Raw genomic sequence first — 19,453 nt, forward strand, 5'->3', positions numbered from 1 at the left:
GGCACGGACATGTTGGTTGGAAGCATGCTCCTTCCCGAGGCGCTGGTGGCAGCCATCACGGATGGGACGTGGCTGGCACCAGCAGACAGACAGCTGTTGTCGGACGTCTTCGCTTCCGAGGTCGTGGATCCCCGCTTCTACTCGCTTGAGGGGATCGTGAGCGAGACGACAAGGTGGCACGGCGAGCATGACCTTGAAGTGCTCGCGGAGTACCTGGGCGAGCCTGATCCTGCCGAGCCGCCCGGAGATATCGTGCAAGATCGATCGGTCTTCATTGGAGACCTTGGTCCGGACATGCCCTTCGCGTTGGACTATCGCGATGGGCAAAGCCCGGCCGTGATCTTCCTTACGATTTCCGGCGGGTGGAGGCAAATCGCACCTGACTTCGAGACATTTCTGAGGGCCGTCGGAATCGGTGGATCGGACCAATAGCTGCCGCGCTGGGTGAGGCTCCTCGGAGAGCGTCGTCGACGCTAAGTCCGTCTGTTCTATCGAGCGGAACCTGCGCGGTGGTGGACTGCCGGGACGGCTGCTGGGGGGGGTGAAGGCCGCCCGTGTTGCCGTCAGCGTTGCCGTCACGCTGAGAGGTCGGTTGTAGGACTCCTACAACCGACCTCTTGCGTCCTCGTGCCGGGCAGCTGTGCCGGGTCGGCCCCGGAGGGGCCGGAGCCCGGCGCGGGCCGCGCGGCTGTCGGCGGCCCGCGGAGCGGGTCGCCCTTGAAGACGTACAGAAAGTCCTCATCGGGGAAGATCGTCTGCCTGCGGGTTTCCTGTCGGTCTTGGCCTGACGTGGTCGGGTTCTGAGCCGTAGCCTGGGGGTAGCGACTTCAGGATGCGGAGGCGGGCCGATGGGCGGTGGGGCGGCGGCGGAGCCGGTGGGTGTCCGGGTGGCGCGGCAGCGGAAGCGTCGCGGGTTGACGCAGCAGGGTTTGGCGCAGAAGACGTCGTATTCGCGGTCGCATATCGCGCAGGTGGAGAAGGGACATAAGGTCGCGACGCCGGCGTTCGTTGCTGCGGTGGCGGCTGCGCTGGGAGTGGATCCGGCCGATGTTTACGGGCAGCCGTTCCCGGGTCGGACGAGGGCTGAGGACGGGGCGCACGCGGCGATTTCGGATCTGCGGCGGGCGATGGCGTACGGAGAGGTCGGGCCGGATCTGTTCGGTCCGCCCCGGTCGCTGGATGAGCTGGCCGCCGCGCTGGGAGAGGCGCTGACGTTGCGGCACAAGGCCCGGCATCTGCAGCTTGCGGCGCGGTTGCCGGGGCTGGTGGAGGAGCTGTCGTGGCACGCACACGAGGGCGGCGGTGAGCGGGTGTGGGCGCTGCTGACATTGGCGTTGAACCAGCTCGCGGCGTCGTTGACACGCAGGCTCGGCTACAACGACCTGTCAGGGCTGATCATGGAACGGGCGGCGGTGGCGGCTTCTCGATCGGGGGATCGGCATCTTCCGTTGATGGTGACCTACCGGCGGGCGCTGCTGATGATGGGCGTGGCCGCGTACGGTCCGGCGGTGCGGCTGCTGGACCGGTCGATCGGATCCGTGGACGCGGCTTTGCCGGACGCTGTGGAGGTGGCGGGGTCGTTGCATCTGCGGGCGGCGGTGGTGTGTGCGCGGGGGCAGCGGGCTGGGGAGGCGTGGGACCACTACGGGCAGGCTGCCGAGATCTCCGAGCGGGCCGGTTCGCCGACGCTGGACCGGCACGGCAGTGACTACGGGCCGGGAAACCTGGCGATCCACGGGGCGGCGCTCGCGTTGGAGCTGGGGGATCTGGACGAGGCGGTCCGGCGGGATACGCAGATTCCCGCGCGGGTTCTGGCGGGGATGGCAGTGGAGCGGCACGCGCATCACGAGATCGACATGGCCCGGGTCCGGCTGGAGTTGGGCGATTACGACAGGGCGATGACTCGGGTGCTCGCCGCGGAGCGGACGGCCCCGCAGATGACGCGGTTCCATCCCTCGGCTCGGTCGGTGGTGGGTCATCTGGTGGACGTGCGGCGGACAGTCCCTGAGCCCCTTCGGGGCCTGCAGACCCGGATGGGCTTGTAAACCCCTGGGTGGTGACTGTTCCAATCTGGAACAGTACGGGCTGTCATCGCGCTGATCGTGTTCGTCATGGCGACAGACGACAGGGAACAGGTGGAGGCCCGCACCGAGGCGCTCGGGATGCTCGGCATGGCCTTGGACGGCGAGGGATTCGAGACGCGGCTGGTCCGTCCGACGGGAGCGGATCCGTTTCTTCGGGTGGTCAGCAGGCAGGCGGGCGCGCTGGCGGAGAACGTCGGCTGCCGGTCCGACACAGCAGGACGGTTGATCTTCACCTATTCGTGGGGAGACCCGATCTGCCCGGCCACGGATCCTCTGGGAGCAGTGGCCCGGCTCGTTCATGTCCTGGCACCCCAAGGACGGCCTGAGGCGGCGGTTTCGGCTGAGGGCCTACGCGGCCCGAGTGGGGTGGATGCCGGAGGAGCTGACGGGCGCAAGGCGGCACTGGAGGCGTTGGCCGCGCTGCTGGCCGAGCAGGGATACGTGGTGCGGGTTGGGGAGTTCCATCTGGTCGCTTCAGACCGGGTGGGCGAGGGTGCCCGGCTGGTGGAGGTGTGGTGCCAGTCCCGCCCGGATCGGGGCGGCGGTCTCTGTTTCACCTGGGCGGGCGGAGGTCTGGTGTGTGAGGCGGACCGGCCGACGGATGCTCTGGTGGCGGTGAAGACGGCGCTCCTGCCGAGGCCGCGGTGACCGCCTCTGGGCCGACGGCCGGCGGTCGGGGATGGGGCGGATGCCAGGCTGTTGCTGGCTCGGCTGCGGGCGGAGTTCACTCACGTGGGCTTCGTGGCCGATCCACCCGCCGCGCGCTGGTTCGCGGTCGGGCCGCGCGGCCTGTTCTTGTCCGCGCCGTCCCCGGTCGAGCTGCGGGCCAAGGTGCTGGCGGTGATGCCACACCGCCGGAGGGGCTGAATTCGCGGGGTTCAGGGGTTGCGTTTGTCTGGGAGGCCCGGACGGTCCTTGGCGTAGAAGTTCTACGCCTTGGAGGGCAGAGCCATGAAGAACATTCCAGTGGACACCGCGAACCTGACGTTCGTTTGCGTCGCCCAGCCCCGGCCCAAGCTGGCCGACAGGGACACCGGTGAGGTGAAGGTCGACAAGGACGGCCGGACCGTGTTCCAGGTCGGTCTGTCGGCCGTGGACGCGATGGGCAGGGTCGATCTGCTGAACGTGTCTGTGTCCGATGATCCCGGCCTGACGCTCGGGCAGATCGTCACGATGTCGGGTCTGGTGGGCAGCCCCTGGCAGCGGGAGGACCGCGGACGCCACTACACGGGCGTGGCCTACAAGGCCGACCGGATCGTGGCCTTCCCGGTGCCCGAGGCGGCCCCGGCCCGCGCCGCCAAGTCGTCCGGTTGAGAGGCAGCCTCATGCACGGCCTCGGGGACGAGCTCGCTGCGGCTATCGCTGTCGTCGGGGCGGGCTTGTGGGCGTGGAGGCGGTGGCATCCGGTGTCGTTCTGGCTGCTCATCGCCTTCCCGGCCTCCCTGATCGGCCTGTATGCCTCGTGGCGGCGGGTCGCGGGCGGCTGCGGCCTGACCCTTCGTCCGAGGCCGCCCGCCAAAGGGTTGCCCGATCTGGTGCCTGGTCTCGGCCTGGCCCGGCCCACGACTGCGGGTTGGCGGCTCCCGGTCAGGTTGCTGGACGGGCAGGTCCCGGCCGATTACGTGGAGGCGGCGGAGAAGCTCGCCCACGCGTGGCGGGTCCATGCGGTCCGGGTGATCGAGTCCGGTCCCGGCCGGGTGGTGCTGTCGGCCTACCGTCGTGATCCTCTCGATGCGGTCAACGTGCTATCGACCGGCGGCGAGCTGCTGACGGTCGGGGTCGGTGTCCTGGATGACGGCCGCAGGTGGGTGATCGATTTCCGAGTAGTGCCGCATTGGCTGATCGCGGGTGCGACGTTGTCGGGGAAGTCGAATCTGGTGCACGCGATCGTGGCCGGCCTGGCAGGGCAGCCGGTGGTACTGCTGGGCATCGATTTGAAGGGTGGTGTCGAGCTCGGGCCGATCGAGGCCCGGTTGTCGGCGCTGGCGACCGACCGCACCGAAACGGTGCTGCTGCTGGATGAGGTGCTGGCGGAGCTGGCCGCGCGGAAGGCGGTGTGCCGCACGCACGGGGCCCGGGAGATTTGGACGCTGCCCGAGGTGGTCCGGCCGCTGCCGGTGGTGATCGTCGTGGATGAGGTCGCTGAGCTGTTCCTGGCTGCGGACCGGGCGGAGAAGGATCAGGTGGCGCGGGCGGGGACGGCGTTGCAGCGGATCGCCTCGACTGGGCGGGCGTTTGGGATCTATCTGGTGGTGTGCGGGCAGCGGATCGGCTCTGATCTCGGTCCCGGCGTGACCGCGTTGCGCGCCCAGCTCACCGGGAGGGTGTGTCACCGGGTGAACGATCCGGAGACCGCGACCATGGCGCTGGGTGATGTGAGCAAACCGGCCGTGGTCGAAGCGCGGGCGATCCCCGCGATCACGCCGGGCGTCTGTGTCGCGCTCCTGCCCGAGGGCGGCTGGCGGCGCGCCAGGTCCACCGAGGTTCCGGACGCCACGGTGACCGCGATGGCCAAGAGGTACGCGGCGCTGGCTCGGCCCTGGCCGCTCGATACCTCCGGCCAGGACGTTCCCGGAGGCGACAGTCAGGCAGCGTAACCGCAGGTCATCGTCTTGTGGTCGGTGTCCACAGGTTGACGATCGGCGGTGTGGGTGCGGGGGTTGCCGCAGCGAGGTTCGCCCGCACGGTCCCTGACATGAACCTGACACTCACACCGCTGGCCGGACCGGCCGGGTTGATCGCCTCCCTGATCAGCCCGGCCGTCGCCCGACAGATCACCGAACGGACCTCCCGGCCCGACTATGGTCGTTGGGCGGCCCGCACCAAGGCCCTGGGCGGCTGCGCCCAGCCTGTCCACCTGACCGGCCGTGCCGATCACGTCCACGCCGCCACGGGTGAGGTGGTGGGGTTGTTCTCCTCGGAGGGTGAGCCGGACGGGCTGGTGCGGGTGGCGTGTAAGACCCGCCGCGCTTCCCGTTGCCCGGCGTGCGCGGAGGTGTACCGGGCCGACACCTACCAGCTGATCCGCGCCGGCATGGTCGGCGGCAAAGGCGTCCCCGCCACGGTCATCGCCCATCCGGCGGCGTTCGTCACGCTGACCGCGCCGTCATTCGGCCCGGTCCACACCCAACGAACCGGTCGGGCAGGAGCGTGTCATCCCCGGCGCGGAGCCCAGCCTTGCCCGCACGGCCGCGTTCCGTCCTGCACCGCCCGCCACCAGCCGGGGGATGATCGGCTGGGGACGCCGCTGTGCCCGGACTGCTACGACTACACCGGGCAGGTCCTGTTCAACGCCCTGGCGCCGGAGCTGTGGCGGCGATTCACCCTCGCGCTGCGCCGGCGCCTCGCCGACGTGGCCGGTGTCCCGGTCAGCGTGCTGCGGGACGTGGTGACGGTGTCGTTCGCAAAGGTCGCCGAATTCCAGAAGCGCGGCGTCGTCCACCTGCACGCCGTCATCCGCCTCGACGGTCCCGACGGTCCTGCCGACACGCCGCCGACGTGGGCGACGCCAGCGGTGCTGGAAGCTGCGGTGAGGTCCGCTGTCCCGGCCGTCACCGTCTCCTCCCCGGCCTCGCCTGGGATGCCCGCACGTGCGTTCGGGTGGGGCCGTCAGGTCGACGTCCGGCTGATCAAGTCTGGCGGGAAGCTGACAGATCAGGCGGTCGCCGGGTATGTGGCGAAGTACGCGACGAAGGCCGCTGAATCGGTCGGCACGCTGGACCGGCGGCTCCGCGAAAGCGACCTGCCGATCCTCGATCACCTGGTGCTGTCCGACCACGCCCGCACCCTGATCGTCGAATGCGTCCGGCTGGGCAGCTTCCCCGAACTGGAGGGCCTGCGCCTGCGGGCTTGGGCGCACATGCTGGGGTTCCGGGGCCATTTCTCGACCAAGTCCCGCCGCTACTCCACCACCCTCGGAGCGCTCCGCCAGGCCCGCATCGACCACGCCCGCGCCCAGCACGCCGATGCCACCGGCCCGGAGGCGGGGGAGATCCTGGTGGTCGGGGAGTGGGAGTTCGTCGGCCAGGGCCTGACGGCCGCTGACGCGGTGCTCACGGCCGCGCTCACCGGCAAACCGCTTCCCGACATCGTGGTCAGACCGATGCGGCTACGGGACAAGCCGGTCATGGTCGGCGGTGCCCGATGACCAAGACCAGAACCTCTGGGCTGCTGACGGTGCCGGACTTGATGGCCGCCTGGCAGGTGTCGCGGCACAGCGTCTACAAGCTGATCCGGTCCGGTCAGCTCCGCTCCCTGAAGATCGGCCGGCTGCGGCGCATCCCCGTCGAGGCCGCTGCGGAGTGCCTGCGCATGCTGGGCGGTGACCGCTGATGGCCCGGCAGCGTGCGAACGGTGAGGGCACCGTCTACAAGCGGGCCGACGGCCGGTGGGAGGCCGCAGGCTACGTCACGACGACCGATGGCCGGTCTCGGCGGGTGCGGGTGTATGGGGCGACGCGGAAGGAGGCGATGGACAAACTCTTCGGGAAGATCGCCGCGTCCCGGCGGGGTGTGCCGGTGGCGACCGACCCGACCGTGACCGTCGCCGCCTACGTCACTGCCTGGCTGGCCGGGGTCGCCGTGCACAAGCTGCGGCCGACGACGTACGCGACCTACGACCGGTACGTACGGACGTTCATCGTGCCCGGCCTCGGCCACAAGCGCCTCGCCGCACTCACGCCGAAGGACGTCCGGGCCTGGCTGCAGGACACCGCCCTGGTCTGCCAGTGCTGCGCACGCGGCTGGGACGCCCGCCGCGACCCCGAAGCCCGGCACAAGACGTCCCGGCCCCACTGCTGCTCGGTGGGCCGGTGCTGCGGCAAGCGGATCAGTCTCGGGACGCAACGCTATCTGCGGTGCATCCTGTCGGCCGCGCTCGCTCACGCCGTCCGCGAGGACGAACTGCCCCGCAACGCCGCTTCGGCCGTCCGGCTCGGGGAAGTCCGCCCGAGCTTCGAGCCGTTCACCGCCTCCGAAGCGCGCGCGTTCCTGAAGGTCGCTAAGAACGCGCGGCTCGGCCCGCTGTATGAGCTGGCGTTGCGGACCGGGCTGAGGCGTGGCGAGGTCCTCGGGCTGCGGTGGTCCGATCTCGACCTGGCGGCCGGGGACCTGCACGTCCGGCAGACCCTACAGCGCGATCCGGCCACCGGGACGCTGGTCGGGTTCGCGCCCAAGACCGCCAGCAGCCGACGCCGGATCGCGTTGCCCGCCGCGTGCGTCACCTCCCTGAAGGCCCACCGGCTCCGCCAGGACGCCGAACGGGCCACGGCCGGCGCCACCTGGCAGGACCACGACCTGGTGTTCACCCGGCCCGACGGCCGACCACTGGACGGCTCGTCCGTGCACCGGCTGTTCGGCGAGCTGTGCGCCATCGCGGGCGTCCGACGGGTCCGGTTTCATGATCTTCGCCATTCGTGCGCCACGCTCCTGCTGGAACAGGGCGTCGACCTCGTGACGATCAAAGAACTACTTGGGCACAGCCAGATCCACGTCACCGCGAACGTGTACGCCCACGTCCGGCCCCGCCTCCAACGATCGGCCATCGACGCCATGGACGCGATCCTCACCGACCAGGACGACGCCACGACCACGTAGACCCAACCCGCTGATCCACTCCGAGCCCCGCTCGAGCACACACGCTCCGGCGGGGCTCTTCCATGCCCGGCCCGAAGCGCGCCGTAAGATCGCCGCCAAGCGAACGTCTCCCCGTGTTGCCGTCAGCACTGCCGTCGGGAGTCGTAAACGGTCAATAACGCTACGAACAAGGAGCAGCTTAAGGGCATGGTCAGCACCCCATAAGATGGCCTATTTCGAATCCCGCTGCACCCCTACTACGTGCTCGCAGGTAGTACGGCCGTTCTCGTCCACAACTGCGGAAATGGCCATCTTGAGGACCTTCCGATCCATCCCGATCCGAGCCGGTTCCATGTCCGCGCCGGCGAACTTGTGGATAATCGGGTGCCGAGTCACCCATTGACGGATCTACAGATGCACGGCGGCGAAGAGATCGGTCATAACGGTGTGGCCAACCTCTCCAATGACGATCTGATCAGGTTCGGTGGTCCGAATGGTGACGACCCAATTAGCGGATTCCGCGACTGGGGGCCGAACGATTCGATCAACTTCCCTGGTTCACAGATCCACATCACCGGAGGCCATCATCGGACGGCTGAGATCGCCAACCGTGTACTCTCAGGAGCGATGAATCCGGAAACCCTAATCGAGTTCCTGATAGTGAGATGATGAACGCAACGGCTGTCCGGCTCGGCAGCGAGCACCAGCTCACGGCATACATCCTCATTGGGGATGGTGCAGACCCGGCGCGAGCGTGGGTCTGCGTCCAGGCCGATGATCGTATGTCTAGTAGCAGCTGGCTAGGCTGCTGGAGCCGCAAATCAGGACCTGTTTCTGCGCGGGATCTCCGAGTGTTCCTCGCGCTGCTCGACGAGAGGATTCGGGGCGGCGCTGTCGTCGGCCCCTATGGGGTAGCGCTTAGTGGGCACTACTTCTTCGATGGATGGGATTCTTGGGGGCCGGGACTTCCGGCGCCCATGCTGGACCAGCCTCCATCAGCTCTTTCCCCGGCCGAATTCGACTATCAATCGGTAGAGGAATTTGGGATTGACTGAAGGTGGGCGCTGTCCGGATTATTGCCGGTAATTCGGGCGAGGTTCGGCCGTGGTCAGGCCGAGCTCCATCCAGGCGCGGACGTGCATCTGAAACGGTAGAGATGCGTGTCCGTTGTCGGGTAACCCCAGGCGCATTGCTGCGCCCGGGGTCCCCTCAGAACCGTGCGTGCCGGTCGCCCGGCACACGGCTCAAGCGAGTCCTGTGGCTGGTGGGGCTTGCTGGGTTGCCGGGTTGTGCGTGTTGCCGCTGGTTGGGCGGCGGGCGCAGTGTGCGTGTTCGAGTTGGAATGGCCAGGGTGTGTCCGGCGTGCTTGGCGCGGCCCGTGTGGTGATCGCTTTGCGGCGGATCGCCGTGCGGGTCGCGGCGTACCATTGCTCCCATTCTTGGGGGCTGGATGGCTCGTTGTCGGCGTGGAGCAGGAAGTCCTCGCAGGCTGGGCAGCGGCCGGATTGGGCGCGGAGCGCCCGGGTTCCGGCGTATCCCAGCGGTGAGGGGCTGCGGCGACGCCGCCGAGCCCAGTAGTCGGTCAGGGCCGGGTCGTCGGGTGAGGCCCGGTCTTTGGCCATCTGGTGCCGGACGATTTTCGTCCAGGAGAACTTGGTCAGGTAGCGGCCGGTGTCCCGGTCGCCGAAGATCTAGCGGTCCTGTCTGGCCGGGTTGAACGCGCCGAAGTAGCGTGCTGTGATCCAGCGTTTCGGTTTGTTCGGATGCGCCCTGAGGGCCCACCGCCAGGTGAGCCGCCATACGTAGTCGTCCAGGTCGGAGAAGGTCTCCTTGGACACCACGCTCCGGTAGTAGGCCGCCCAGCCCTTGATGATCGGGTTGAGCTTGGAGATCACCGCTTCGGCGTTGGCTCCGTGCAGGGCCTTCACCTCCATGGCGAGCCGTTTCCGGATCCGGCTGATCGCCCCTCTGCTCGGCTTGATCAGGAGCTTGCCGTTGCGGTAGCGGCGGACGTTGAATCCCAGAAAATCGAAGCCCTCCTCGAGGGTGACGATGTGCGTCTTGTCCTCGTTGAAGGCCAGACCCCTGGGTGCCAGCCAAACGGCGAGCGCCGCCTTGACCTGCTCTGCCTGCTCGGGTGAGTGGCAGAGTGCGACCAGGTCGTCGGCGTACCTGATGACCACAGGAGCTCCCGGTACCGTCCATCCGGCGTTCACCGCGCCGGTGTCGGGGTGGTAGCGGGCTCCGGCGGCGTGTTCCAGGCCGTGCAGTGCCACGTTCAGCAGCGCGGGGCTGATCACCCCGCCTTGCGGGGTGCCCTCCTCGGTCGGGGCCAGACGGCCATCATCGACCACACCGGCCTTCAGCCACTGCCGGATGAGTTCCCTGGCGGGGAACGTGCCGAGCTGGGACAGCAGGTGGTCGTGGTCGATCCGGTCGAAGGCCGCTTTCAGGTCGGCGTCGAGGATCCAGCGGCGAGCCGGGTTGTGGCCCTTCACTGTGTTGAAGATCGCTTCGATCGCGTCGTGACAGCCACGGCCGGGCCGAAATCCATAGGATTTCGGTTCGAACCGTGCCTCCCACTCGGGCTCCAGCGCGGCCAGTGTCAGGGCCTGCAGGCACCTGTCGGCGATCACGGGGATTCCGAGTGGGCGCGTGCGTCCGTCGGCTTTGGGGATGTACACCCGCTTGACCGGCAGGGGCCTCCACGGGACGGCTCGCTGCTGGAGCCAGCCGGCCAGATCGGCCTTCTGGGACTCCAGCGGCGCGGTTCGCCCGTCGATACCCGCTGTTGAGCGGCCGGCGTTGACCTCCGTCACCCGGCGGACGCTCAGCAGAGCGTTCGCGTGGGAGCGGAGCATCAGCTTCTGCAGGTTCCTGACCTTCGCCAGGTCCCCCGCCCTACTCGCCGTGAAGATCCGGTGCCGTAGGCGCCGTACGTCGTCGGTGACCTGCCGCCAGTCGATCGACGGCCAGTCGCAGATCTCGCCCTCCGGTCCGTTCGCCACGGCCGCCCCCTGGTCAGCGGCGTGCGCCGTGTCCTGGATGTCCGCCATGGCGTCCAACTTGCCCTTCGGTTCCATTGCCTCGTTCATCGTTTCTCCACAGACTCACCTGGCCACGTCAGCACCCTTTCGGGTCGGGCAACAGCCCGTATCCGGCCGGTTATCCGAGACGAGCGGCGAAGAAACCGCCCTGAGCGTCCCGGTTTCCCGTTGCCTTTCGGCCACCGGCATTGGCTTCTTGGCCATCCTGTTCCCGCCGGGCGATCGGCTCTCCTCACGGTCGGCCCACCAGACAGCCCGAGGCCGCCTGGAACCCGTCGGGGTTTCCACGTTCCACACATGCGAGATGCGACCGGGAAGGGTGCCTCCTATACCCCGGGGACGGTGGTGTCCACCCGGTCGGCGACGGCTCACCGACCGGCACCCGCCGCTTTCACAGGCGGCAAGTCCCTGCACCCCGCTACCGCTTCCGTCTGGCGGGGCTCAACGTGACGAGGCATCATCGAAGGTTCGCTTACGCTCACCCGTCCGGTCTTCCCCTTGCCTGTGGCCCCCGGACGGAACGGGAACCCTTGGGCTTGTACTCCGAGCTTCGCACCCCGCCGTCACCAGCGACGCACGTCGAAGCGGGGACAGGCCCCTGGACACTGGCCTGAGATCACACCTACGACTACGACATCAGCCGAACCTCCATCGGTGTCATCCTCTCGATCATGTGCGACCTCGTGTCGCACGCCGTCACCACTGCCGTCAAAGACCGCAATCGAACGGCCACGCACCGGATAAAGGCCAGGTAGAAGCCATGTAACACGACCCATAAACCGCTCGAATATCGGCACTGCCGCACACCTACTACGTCCTTGCCGGTAACACCCCGGTCCTTGTCCACAACTGCGGTGAGGCGATAGTCCACCTAGACCATGTGAATTACCATGCGCTGATCACGATCAAGAACGGTGATGAAATGCTCAGCACACATCAGTTCGGGGGAGTTGGCCTTCCTCGCAACGGTGTTGAGGTATTCGACCCCGCGACACTGCCATCGACAACGATTAACGTCAGAGTCCCGCTGCCGAACCCAGAGGCGGCTATGGCCTATGCTGAGGTAATGATGGATAAGACCGCTCGCGGTGTATACCCAGCGTATAGCCTGGGGAGGCAGAGTTGTCACCTACTGTGCACAAGCTCTGCGAGCGGGTGGGATTTCAGACATCCCCGACGAACACAAAGCCAGCAACAGATTGGCTCCTGAGAATGCATGGATGAGCAAATGGACCAGTGTGTGGAAATCCCAGAGCGACTGCTTTCTCCCACTCGATATATCGAGCGGAATCTCGCGATAATGATTCTGTCTTGCGAGTTCGCAGATGCTGAAATGATAACCCTGGTGTGCGATTTTGTTTCCGAGTGCGAGCGCTACTCGGCGTGGTTTGTTCGGAATGTCAAGCTATCTGGCAGGGGCCTCGGCGAGGTGTTGCGCCTAACGGAGGTCGCTGAGTCGAGGGCGCTTGATATATATGGTCGATGGGTCGCTCTTGAAGAAGGTGTCGAACGGCGAATTAGTGCAGACGATCTTGACGATCTTCGAGAAATGGTAACCCGCTCTCTGCAGGCTGCGATAGATAAGCTTGTGGCGACTCGGGCTACTTGACGGTCCTTCAGGGTAATCGGATCTTGCTGTATCTGACGATGCCTTCTAGAGGTTTGAGTCTTGGCGAGGCATGGTTTCCTGCATGCGGGGAAATCCGGGTGCTTGCATTGGCACCGTCACGGACACCTTCTATCTATGTACTCGCAGGTACCACCCCGGTCCTCGTTCACAACTGCGACCCTCTTGTCGATTACGCAAATACGGTGCGCAACAAGCCAGGCGTGAAGTTCGCCTCGGAGTACACCTCCCCGTCGGGCGGACGTACTATGGCCATAATCGTCATGGTGAAACTCCCGAGGGCCCGCTGGCAGATGCCATCCAAGAAACTGGTCATCACGGAGGTTGTGCGGAGGCCCATTGCCTGATCCAGGCGCAGGCGGCTGAAGGACCCAGCGCTATTAATGGGGGTACGGTGCGAACAGTGCATTCGCGGAACAACCAGATGCCGACATCAAACACGGACGCACACACATGGGACACCAGCCAGGCTCTGCGGCCGCTGTAATCGGCTATTGGAACATCTCAACATCGGAGGTTCTGAATGATCCGGTGGGAATCTATATCCGATGACTTGCTGGAGGCGCTTAGGTCTTCCGGATGGAGCCCGGAGCGGGCGATAGATACCGGTCCGTGGATCAGCTCCTTGGAAGCCGAGGGGTATCGCGCTCATCCGCTGGCAGTAAAAATTCTCGCCAATATGGGCGGGCTGGTGGTCGACCCACTGGTGGCAGCGGGTCCAAATTTCAACAATGATGAGCCATTCAACATCGACCCAATCGCTGCTGGCTCGGGGCAGCGCCAGATGGCGCTGGAGGTCGAGGAAGCCCTGGGGGGTTCATATTTCCCAATCGGTGAATGGATGAGTTATTCGAGCGTATTCGTTGAGGTCGGCGGAAGAGTGATCGCGACGGGGATGGGGTGGATTTGGGAACTTGGGAATAGTTTCGAGGAGGCTCTGGAGTTGGCAATTAGTGGCAGTCGGCCATTGATATGCTTGCACTCCGATCCTGGTCTCGACCCTTGGCCTGGCTCTGTCGGGTAATCGGAAAGTCTTCTGGCGTGTGAGTGCGCCTGGGTTGCCGTCAGAGTTGCCGTCACCCGCGAGCGGGTCGCCCTTGAAGACGTACAGAAAGTCCTCATCGGGGATGATTATCTGCCTGGGCGGAAGATCTTCCGTTTGTGAGCGGCACAGCTTGACCTCCGGGGCGCTGCGTAGGTGGACGCCCGGCTGGCTGCGGTTTTGGTCGTTACCATGAGATGGGTGCCCTTCTCTTGGAGAGGTCGGCTATGGCGGCGTCGGGTCTTGGTGAGCGGATCGCTTCGGTGCGTAAGCGGCGGGGGTTGAGTCAGCGGGAGCTGGCTGGGCTGTCCGGGGTGTCGGTGTCGCTGCTGCGGAAGTTGGAGCAGGGGGAGCGGTCGGACACCCGGGTAGAGACGTTGCGGAAGCTCGCGGTGGCGTTGCGGGTGCCGACGTCGGCGTTGATCGTCCGTCCGGAGGCGGAGGACACTCCGACGGCCATGGCGGGCCGGTGGGCGCCGGTCCATGACGCGCTGATGGGGCGTGCGGGTGGCGGGTTGGAGGAGCAGCCGACGGCTGAGGGTGTGGGGGCTGCGGTCCGGGCGGCGCAGCCGTTGTTCACGGAGAACCGGTACGCGGATCTCGGGGCGGCGTTGCCGTCGCTGCTACGGGACGCGGACGCGCTGGGTGCGGACGGCCGGCTGGTGCGGGCGCGGTTGCTGCATCTGGCGGCGATGCTGCTGGTGCAGACCCGCCAGTTCGACACGGCGGAGATGGCTTTGGGGCGGGCGTTGGATGACGCGCCGGGCCGGTTGGACGCTGCGGCGATCGTGAACACGCGCTGCTGGCTGCTGGTGCGGCAGGGGCTGATCGGGGAGTCACTGGAGCTTGCGTCGCGGACGGCGGATGAGATCGAGCCGCGGTTCTCGCGGGCGACGATGCCGGAGTTGGCGGCGTGGGGCGGGTTGATGCTGCGGGTGTCGACGGCTGCGGTGCGGAACAACCAGTCGGGTGAGGCGGAGGACGCGCTCAGGTTGGCGCACGCGGCGGGGGCTCGGATGGGGGCGGATATCGCGCCGCCGGAGGATTTCACGCGGACGTTCGGGCCGGTGAAGGTGGTGATGCGGCGGGCGGAGAACGCGTTGATCGAGGATCGGCCGGACAAAGTGCTGGCGTTGGCGGAGACGATTCCGCGGCCCCGGTTCCGCAGGGAGTCCAGCAGCGTCCGCCGGCACCGCCTGGACGTCGCGGACGCACACGCCAGGTTGAAGCAGTATTCGGAGGCGTTGGAGACGCTGGTGGAGATCCGGAACGAGGCACCGGAGTGGATCGTGAACCAGCGGATGGCCCGGGATGTGTTGAAGAAGGTGACGGGGCGTCGGCGGACGTTGACGCCGGAGATGCGGGAGTTGGCGGACTTCATCGCCTTGGAGTACTGACCAGGGGCTGGTGACGCTGATGGGGACTCTCGCGACTGTCAAGCTGAGAGTGCCAATGACACTCCGCAGGTTGCGCTCCTACCGTCGCTGGCATGGTGACCAACGACGTGGAACAGCGGGAACGGCGCGGCGAGGCGCTCAGGATGCTCGGCGAGGCCCTTGACGGCGAGGGTTTCGACGTCAAGGTGGTGGCCCCGGCGGGACGGTGGCCGTTCCTGCGGGTGGCCAGCCGTCAAGCGGGCTGTCTGGTCGAGAACGTCACCTGCGAACCGGATGCGGCGGGGAGGCTGTTCTTCGCGTACTCCTGGGGTGACCCGATCGCGCCGGTCGACGATCTCGTGGTGGCTGCGGCCTGCCTCGCGCACGTCCTCGCACCGCTGGACGCTCCTGTGGCAGTCGCGGTGCGGGCGATACCGGACCACGTCGTCGAGGGCGGGGACGTCTCCGGCAAGCGCAGCGCGGCGTTGAAGGAGCTGGCTGCCCTGCTGACCGAGCAGGGATACGCGGTGCGGGTGGGTGAGTTCCATTTGGTTGCCGCCGATCGGGTGGGCGAGGGCGCTCGGCTGGTGGAGGTGTGGTGCCAATCCCGCCCGGACAAAGCTGGCGGCTTGTACTTCACCTGGGCGGGCGGCGCTGTGGTGTGCGCGGCGGACCGGCCGACCGATGCTCTGGTGGCAGTGAAGACGGCGTTCCTGCCGAGGCTGCGATGACCACCCCCGGGCCGACGGCCCACGTTCCGGGCAAGGCGGATGCCCGGCTGGTGCTGGCCCGGTTGCGGGCCGAGTTCGCCGACGTCGGTTTCGTCGCCGATCCTCCAGCCGGGCACTGGTTCGCGGTCGGACCGCACGGCTTGTTCCTGTCTGCGACGTCCCCGGGCGAACTGCGGGCCAGGGTGCTGGCGGCGATGGCCCAGCGCCGGGCAGGCTGATTTCTCGGGGTTCAGGGGTTGCGTTCATCTGGTCGGCCCGGACGGTCCTTGGCTTAGAGGTTCTACGCCCGTGAACACCACCGGCCTGACGTTCGTGTGCGTCGCGCAGCCCCGCCCGAAGCTGGCCGATCGGGATACCGGTGAGGTGAAGGTCGACAAGGACGGCCGGACGGTGTTCGAGGTCGGTCTGACGGCCGTGGACACCCGCGGCAGGGTCGATCTGCTAAACGTGTCTGCGCCCGATGATCCTGGCCTGACGCTGGGGCAGATCGTCACCGTGGCTGGCCTGGTGGGCAGCCCATGGCAGCCCGAGGACCACGGCCGGCATCACGCGGGGGTTGCCTAAAAAGCCGAGCGGATCGTGCCCCTGGTCGTTGTCGAGGCGCCCCCGGCGCGTGCCTCCAAGTCCGCTTGACGGGCAGCTGGGTCATGCACGGCCTCGGGACCGATCTCGCCATCGTTGTCGCTGTCGTCGGGGCGGCCTTATGGGCGTGGCGGCGGTGGCATCCGGTGTCGTTCCGGGTGCTCATCGCCTTCCCGGCCTCGCTGCTTGGCCTGTATGCCTCGTGGCGGCGGGTCGCGGGCGGCTGCGGCCTCACCCTCCGTCCGAGGCCGCCCGCGAAAGGCCTGCCCGATCTGGTGCCCGGTCTCGGCTTGGCCCGGCCCACGACTGCGGGCTGGCGCCTCCCGGTCCGGCTGTTGGACGGGCAGGTCCCGGCCGACTACGTGGAGGCGGCCGAGAAATTCGCTCACGCATGGCGGGTCCACACGGCCCGGGTGATCGACGCCGGTCCCGGCCGGGTAGTCCTCTCGACCTACCGCCATGACCCCCTTGAAGCGGTCCGGGTGGGGTCGACCGGAGGGGAGCTGCTGACGGTCGGTGTCGGTGTCCCGGACGATGGCCGCCGGTGGGAGGTGCTGGCGGAGCTGGCTGCATGGAAAGCGGTGTGCCGCGCGCACGGCCTGTGAGATTTGGGCGCTTCCTGAATCGGTCCGGCCGCCGCCGGTAGTGATCATTGTGGATGAGGTCGCGGAGCTGTTCCTGGCCGCAGATCGGGCGGAGAAGGATCAGGTGACGCGGGCGGGCACGGCATTGCAGCGGATTGCCTCGACCGGGCGGGCTCGCATTGGCGCCGTCGCGGACACCTATTACGTTCTCGCCGGCCCCACCCCCGTCCTCGTCCACAACTGCACCAGAACTCAGATCGACTAAGCGACGAACTGAGTCGTGCGGCTTTTGCGTGTGCGAATAGTGGCCGTCTCGCCTCGCGGGTGACGATGAAATGACACATCTTTACTCTGAGTGGGAGCGCTGCCCGGACCGTTGTGATGCTCTTCTGGCTAACGATCTTTGCTCTCGACGTGCTGCAATAACATGCTCCTTTTCCATATGCTTCCCCGAGTGCTTCGGATGGGCGTTTGATGAACAAGGCGTGGAGGGGGCGGCACGGTGATATTATCTCGCAGGCTAGGCAGCGCCGAGGAATCTAACTCACAATTCGCTAGCTGTCCCCGTGCCTACTGGTGGGGAGGCGGCCATTTGGAGCTGCAATGCAAGGGTATCCGAGAGTTCCACAAGAGGTAATCGCCGATTTTCAGGCAATTGCGGATAGTGTCTCCGAGGATCTAGAGTTGCTGGGTTTTGCTGTGACGCGTCAGGGTGACTGTTACGACGGTCCCGCTTCTAACCCAAGTGGAGGGGTTCATGTCTTCTATGACTCGTTGATCGATTCAGGGGGTGTTTATGTGACCTGGAAGCCAAGCCGGGATCTCGTCATGAAACTTACCTCGGATGTGGATCGCGACCCGAGCCTCGCCTTCGCGGGTGGAGTTGCGATGGATGCAATCAAAGAGGCTTTGGTGGTATCGCTGAAGTCCCTGAACTGGATTGTAGACTCGGTAAATGTCGGCCCTCATGATTCGTCTTTCAAGGTAAAATCGCAAGCCCTTAGATAAGGCACTGAGGCCGTATGAGCTGACGGGTGCAAGGCGGCACTGGAGGCGTTGTCGTCCTGCTGACCGAACAGGGATACGTGGTGCGGGTTGGGGAGTTCCATCTGGTCGCTTCAGGCCGGGTGGGCGAGGGCGCCTGGCTGGTGGAGGTGTGGTGTCAGGGCCGCCCGGATCGGGGTGGTCGTCTCTGTTTCACCTGGGCGGGTGGCGGGCTGGTGTGTGAGGCGGATCGGCCGACGGATGCGCTGGTGGCGGTGAAGACGGCGCTGTTGTCGAGCGCGCGATGACCGTCCCTGGGCCGGTCGGGGTGGATGTTCGGCTGGCGGTGGCTCGCCTTCGGACGGGCTGATCTCGCGGGGCTTGTTGGCCGGTGCCGGGATTTTTAGCAGGTGGGGTGGTAGCGGATGCCGGGGGCGGCTGCTTGCCAGGATGCACGGTTCAGGCCGTGGCGGACCAGGGTGCAGGCGGCTTGGGTGGGGTTGGTGCGGGCCAGGAGGAGGGGGGTGAGGTCGGTGAGGAGGATTCCGGAGGAGGTGGGGGTGGCGAGGGTGCGGCCGTCGGGGGAGTAGGTGGCGGGGCCTTCGGCCAGGGGGAGGACGGTCAGGCGGGTGGGGTGGGGGTCGGTGGTCCAGAGGGTGGCGGCGCCGAGGGTGCCGAGGAGGAGGGTGCCTTCGGCGGGGCCGGTGCCGTAGGCGAGGGAGGTGATCTGGGTGGAGCGGTTGCCGAAACGGGTGCGCTCCCGTGCGGTGGTGGGGTCCCAGATGATCGCGGTGCCGTCGGGGCCCGGGGTGAGCAGGGAGCGGCCGTCGGGGGACCAGGCGGTGGGGCCCGCCGGGGTGTCGAGGTGGGCGGTGGGGGTCGGGGTGGACGGGTCGGTGAGGTCGAGGAGGAGGACGCCGCCCTGCTCGTCGGGGCTGTGGGAGACGGCCAGGTGGCGGCCGTCGGGGGAGAAGGAGTACAGGTCGGCATCGGTAGGGTGGCCGCCTGCGCGGACGGGCGGGCCTTCGGGCGGGATCGTCCACAAGGTCAGGGATTTCTCGTCGGGGGCGCGGGTGACGAGGAGCCGGCCGTCAGGGGAGTAGACGGGACGGGCGGTGCTCGGCGGGTAGGGCGGCAGCGGGCGGGGGGACGGGCCGGTCAGATCCCAGCGGAGGGGACGGCCCAGCGCGCCCGAGCCGAGAAGGGTGCGGCCGTCGGGCGCGAACACCGGCCAGCCTTCCAAGCCCGCCAGCTCGGCGGGCGGGTCGTGGAAAGTGGTGTCGATGACGGAACGGCCGCCGGGCCCGAACGTGATCTCGGTGCCGGGGCTGGCCGTGGGGGCGGCGCCGAGGACCGGTTTCCAGATCGACAGGCCGCGAGCGGGCTGGTCGGCGAGGAGAAGGCCGCCGGGCAGGACGCGGGTGAGGGCGTCGGCGGGCAGATCGTCGGCCAGAACCGTTCGGACCGGCCGGTCCGGGGAGGTGACGTCCCAGCCTTCGACGACGCTCTGCCCGTACAACAGCCAGAGCGTGCCATTCCCATCGAAACCGGCGTCAAGCGGACGTCCGGACGCCTCGTCCAGAGCGATCCTGGTCCTGCCCCGCCAGAGTTCGGGACGCCCGTTCCGCACCAGGACGAGCAGCGCGCCGTCCGGCGACGCGGCCAGCGCCGTCGTGCCCTTCGCCCACCGCCGGACCTCCCGCCCGGTCAGGGTCAGCCCGCCGCCGTCGACGAGAACGGACGAGCCCGCGAACGTCACCACCCGGCCCGCAGGGAGTTCGGCGACGGGCCGGGAAGGCGCGGTGACGTCGAGGACCAGGCCG

The 19,453-nt window shown here is 67.3% G+C and carries 21 protein-coding genes; 19 read left to right on the forward strand and 2 right to left on the reverse strand.

Annotation, left to right across the window (positions count from 1 at the left end; all coding sequences use genetic code 11):
* Positions 1-9 precede the first annotated feature (9 nt).
* From ACYVE7_RS03215 to ACYVE7_RS03260, 10 genes are all read left to right on the forward strand, one after another.
* Positions 10-432, forward strand: coding sequence for an SMI1/KNR4 family protein (locus ACYVE7_RS03215; protein WP_460362994.1), 423 nt, complete (start codon positions 10-12; stop codon positions 430-432).
* A 416-nt stretch (positions 433-848) separates the two neighbouring features.
* Positions 849-2,045: a helix-turn-helix domain-containing protein gene (locus ACYVE7_RS03220; protein WP_460362995.1), complete on the forward strand. Its 1,197-nt coding sequence runs from the start codon at positions 849-851 to the stop codon at positions 2,043-2,045.
* Between the two features lie 57 nt (positions 2,046-2,102).
* Positions 2,103-2,732, forward strand: a complete 630-nt coding sequence (locus ACYVE7_RS03225; protein WP_460362996.1) for a hypothetical protein — start codon at positions 2,103-2,105, stop codon at positions 2,730-2,732.
* Between the two features lie 93 nt (positions 2,733-2,825).
* Positions 2,826-2,951, forward strand: a complete 126-nt coding sequence (locus ACYVE7_RS03230) for a hypothetical protein (protein WP_460362997.1) — start codon at positions 2,826-2,828, stop codon at positions 2,949-2,951.
* Positions 2,952-3,035: 84 nt separating this feature from the next.
* The gene (locus tag ACYVE7_RS03235; protein WP_460362998.1) at positions 3,036-3,398 is read left to right on the forward strand and encodes an SCO3933 family regulatory protein; all 363 of its coding nucleotides are present in this window, start codon (positions 3,036-3,038) and stop codon (positions 3,396-3,398) included.
* Between the two features lie 92 nt (positions 3,399-3,490).
* Positions 3,491-4,681, forward strand: a complete 1,191-nt coding sequence (locus ACYVE7_RS03240; protein ID WP_460362999.1) for an FtsK/SpoIIIE domain-containing protein — start codon at positions 3,491-3,493, stop codon at positions 4,679-4,681.
* A 98-nt stretch (positions 4,682-4,779) separates the two neighbouring features.
* Positions 4,780-6,231, forward strand: coding sequence for a replication initiator (locus ACYVE7_RS03245; protein WP_460363000.1), 1,452 nt, complete (start codon positions 4,780-4,782; stop codon positions 6,229-6,231).
* Positions 6,228-6,416 (forward strand): helix-turn-helix domain-containing protein, encoded by a 189-nt coding sequence (locus ACYVE7_RS03250; protein ID WP_460363001.1) that lies wholly within the window; start codon positions 6,228-6,230, stop codon positions 6,414-6,416. The genes ACYVE7_RS03245 and ACYVE7_RS03250 overlap by 4 nt, the downstream gene beginning before the upstream one ends.
* Positions 6,416-7,678, forward strand: coding sequence for a tyrosine-type recombinase/integrase (locus tag ACYVE7_RS03255; RefSeq protein WP_460363002.1), 1,263 nt, complete (start codon positions 6,416-6,418; stop codon positions 7,676-7,678). Before ACYVE7_RS03250 ends, ACYVE7_RS03255 begins: the two co-directional genes overlap by 1 nt.
* Before the next feature lie 240 nt (positions 7,679-7,918).
* Positions 7,919-8,326: a hypothetical protein gene (locus tag ACYVE7_RS03260; RefSeq protein ID WP_460363003.1), complete on the forward strand. Its 408-nt coding sequence runs from the start codon at positions 7,919-7,921 to the stop codon at positions 8,324-8,326.
* 1,022 nt (positions 8,327-9,348) lie between these two features.
* On the opposite strand, the gene ltrA is transcribed toward ACYVE7_RS03260, so the two are convergent.
* On the reverse strand, positions 9,349-10,752 hold the full coding sequence (gene ltrA, locus ACYVE7_RS03265) for a group II intron reverse transcriptase/maturase (RefSeq protein ID WP_460363004.1): 1,404 nt from the start codon (positions 10,750-10,752) through the stop codon (positions 9,349-9,351).
* A 2,102-nt stretch (positions 10,753-12,854) separates the two neighbouring features.
* Between ltrA and ACYVE7_RS03270 the strand changes: the two genes are divergently transcribed.
* The 9 genes from ACYVE7_RS03270 to ACYVE7_RS03310 all read left to right on the forward strand — a co-directional run bounded on the left by ACYVE7_RS03270 (position 12,855) and on the right by ACYVE7_RS03310 (position 17,938).
* Positions 12,855-13,355, forward strand: a complete 501-nt coding sequence (locus tag ACYVE7_RS03270) for an SUKH-3 domain-containing protein (protein WP_460363005.1) — start codon at positions 12,855-12,857, stop codon at positions 13,353-13,355.
* 245 nt (positions 13,356-13,600) lie between these two features.
* Positions 13,601-14,770, forward strand: coding sequence for a helix-turn-helix domain-containing protein (locus tag ACYVE7_RS03275; RefSeq protein WP_460363006.1), 1,170 nt, complete (start codon positions 13,601-13,603; stop codon positions 14,768-14,770).
* 92 nt (positions 14,771-14,862) lie between these two features.
* The gene (locus ACYVE7_RS03280) at positions 14,863-15,480 is read left to right on the forward strand and encodes a hypothetical protein (RefSeq protein WP_460363007.1); all 618 of its coding nucleotides are present in this window, start codon (positions 14,863-14,865) and stop codon (positions 15,478-15,480) included.
* A complete protein-coding gene (locus tag ACYVE7_RS03285; protein ID WP_460363008.1) occupies positions 15,477-15,698 on the forward strand; it encodes a hypothetical protein in 222 nt (73 codons plus the stop codon). Before ACYVE7_RS03280 ends, ACYVE7_RS03285 begins: the two co-directional genes overlap by 4 nt.
* A gap of 70 nt (positions 15,699-15,768) precedes the next feature.
* Positions 15,769-16,044, forward strand: a complete 276-nt coding sequence (locus tag ACYVE7_RS03290; RefSeq protein WP_460363009.1) for an SCO3933 family regulatory protein — start codon at positions 15,769-15,771, stop codon at positions 16,042-16,044.
* 65 nt (positions 16,045-16,109) lie between these two features.
* The gene (locus ACYVE7_RS03295) at positions 16,110-16,667 is read left to right on the forward strand and encodes a hypothetical protein (protein WP_460363010.1); all 558 of its coding nucleotides are present in this window, start codon (positions 16,110-16,112) and stop codon (positions 16,665-16,667) included.
* Positions 16,668-16,707: 40 nt separating this feature from the next.
* On the forward strand, positions 16,708-16,911 hold the full coding sequence (locus tag ACYVE7_RS03300; RefSeq protein WP_460363011.1) for a hypothetical protein: 204 nt from the start codon (positions 16,708-16,710) through the stop codon (positions 16,909-16,911).
* Positions 16,912-17,249: 338 nt separating this feature from the next.
* Positions 17,250-17,654, forward strand: a complete 405-nt coding sequence (locus ACYVE7_RS03305) for a hypothetical protein (RefSeq protein ID WP_460363012.1) — start codon at positions 17,250-17,252, stop codon at positions 17,652-17,654.
* A 26-nt stretch (positions 17,655-17,680) separates the two neighbouring features.
* The gene (locus ACYVE7_RS03310) at positions 17,681-17,938 is read left to right on the forward strand and encodes a hypothetical protein (RefSeq protein WP_460363013.1); all 258 of its coding nucleotides are present in this window, start codon (positions 17,681-17,683) and stop codon (positions 17,936-17,938) included.
* Positions 17,939-18,033: 95 nt separating this feature from the next.
* Here ACYVE7_RS03310 and ACYVE7_RS03315 read toward each other — a convergent pair.
* Positions 18,034-19,453, reverse strand: a 1,420-nt coding sequence (locus ACYVE7_RS03315; protein WP_460363014.1) for a WD40 repeat domain-containing protein, incomplete at its 5' end; no start/stop codon positions are given.

It is taken from the genome of Actinocorallia lasiicapitis (genome assembly GCF_054778695.1).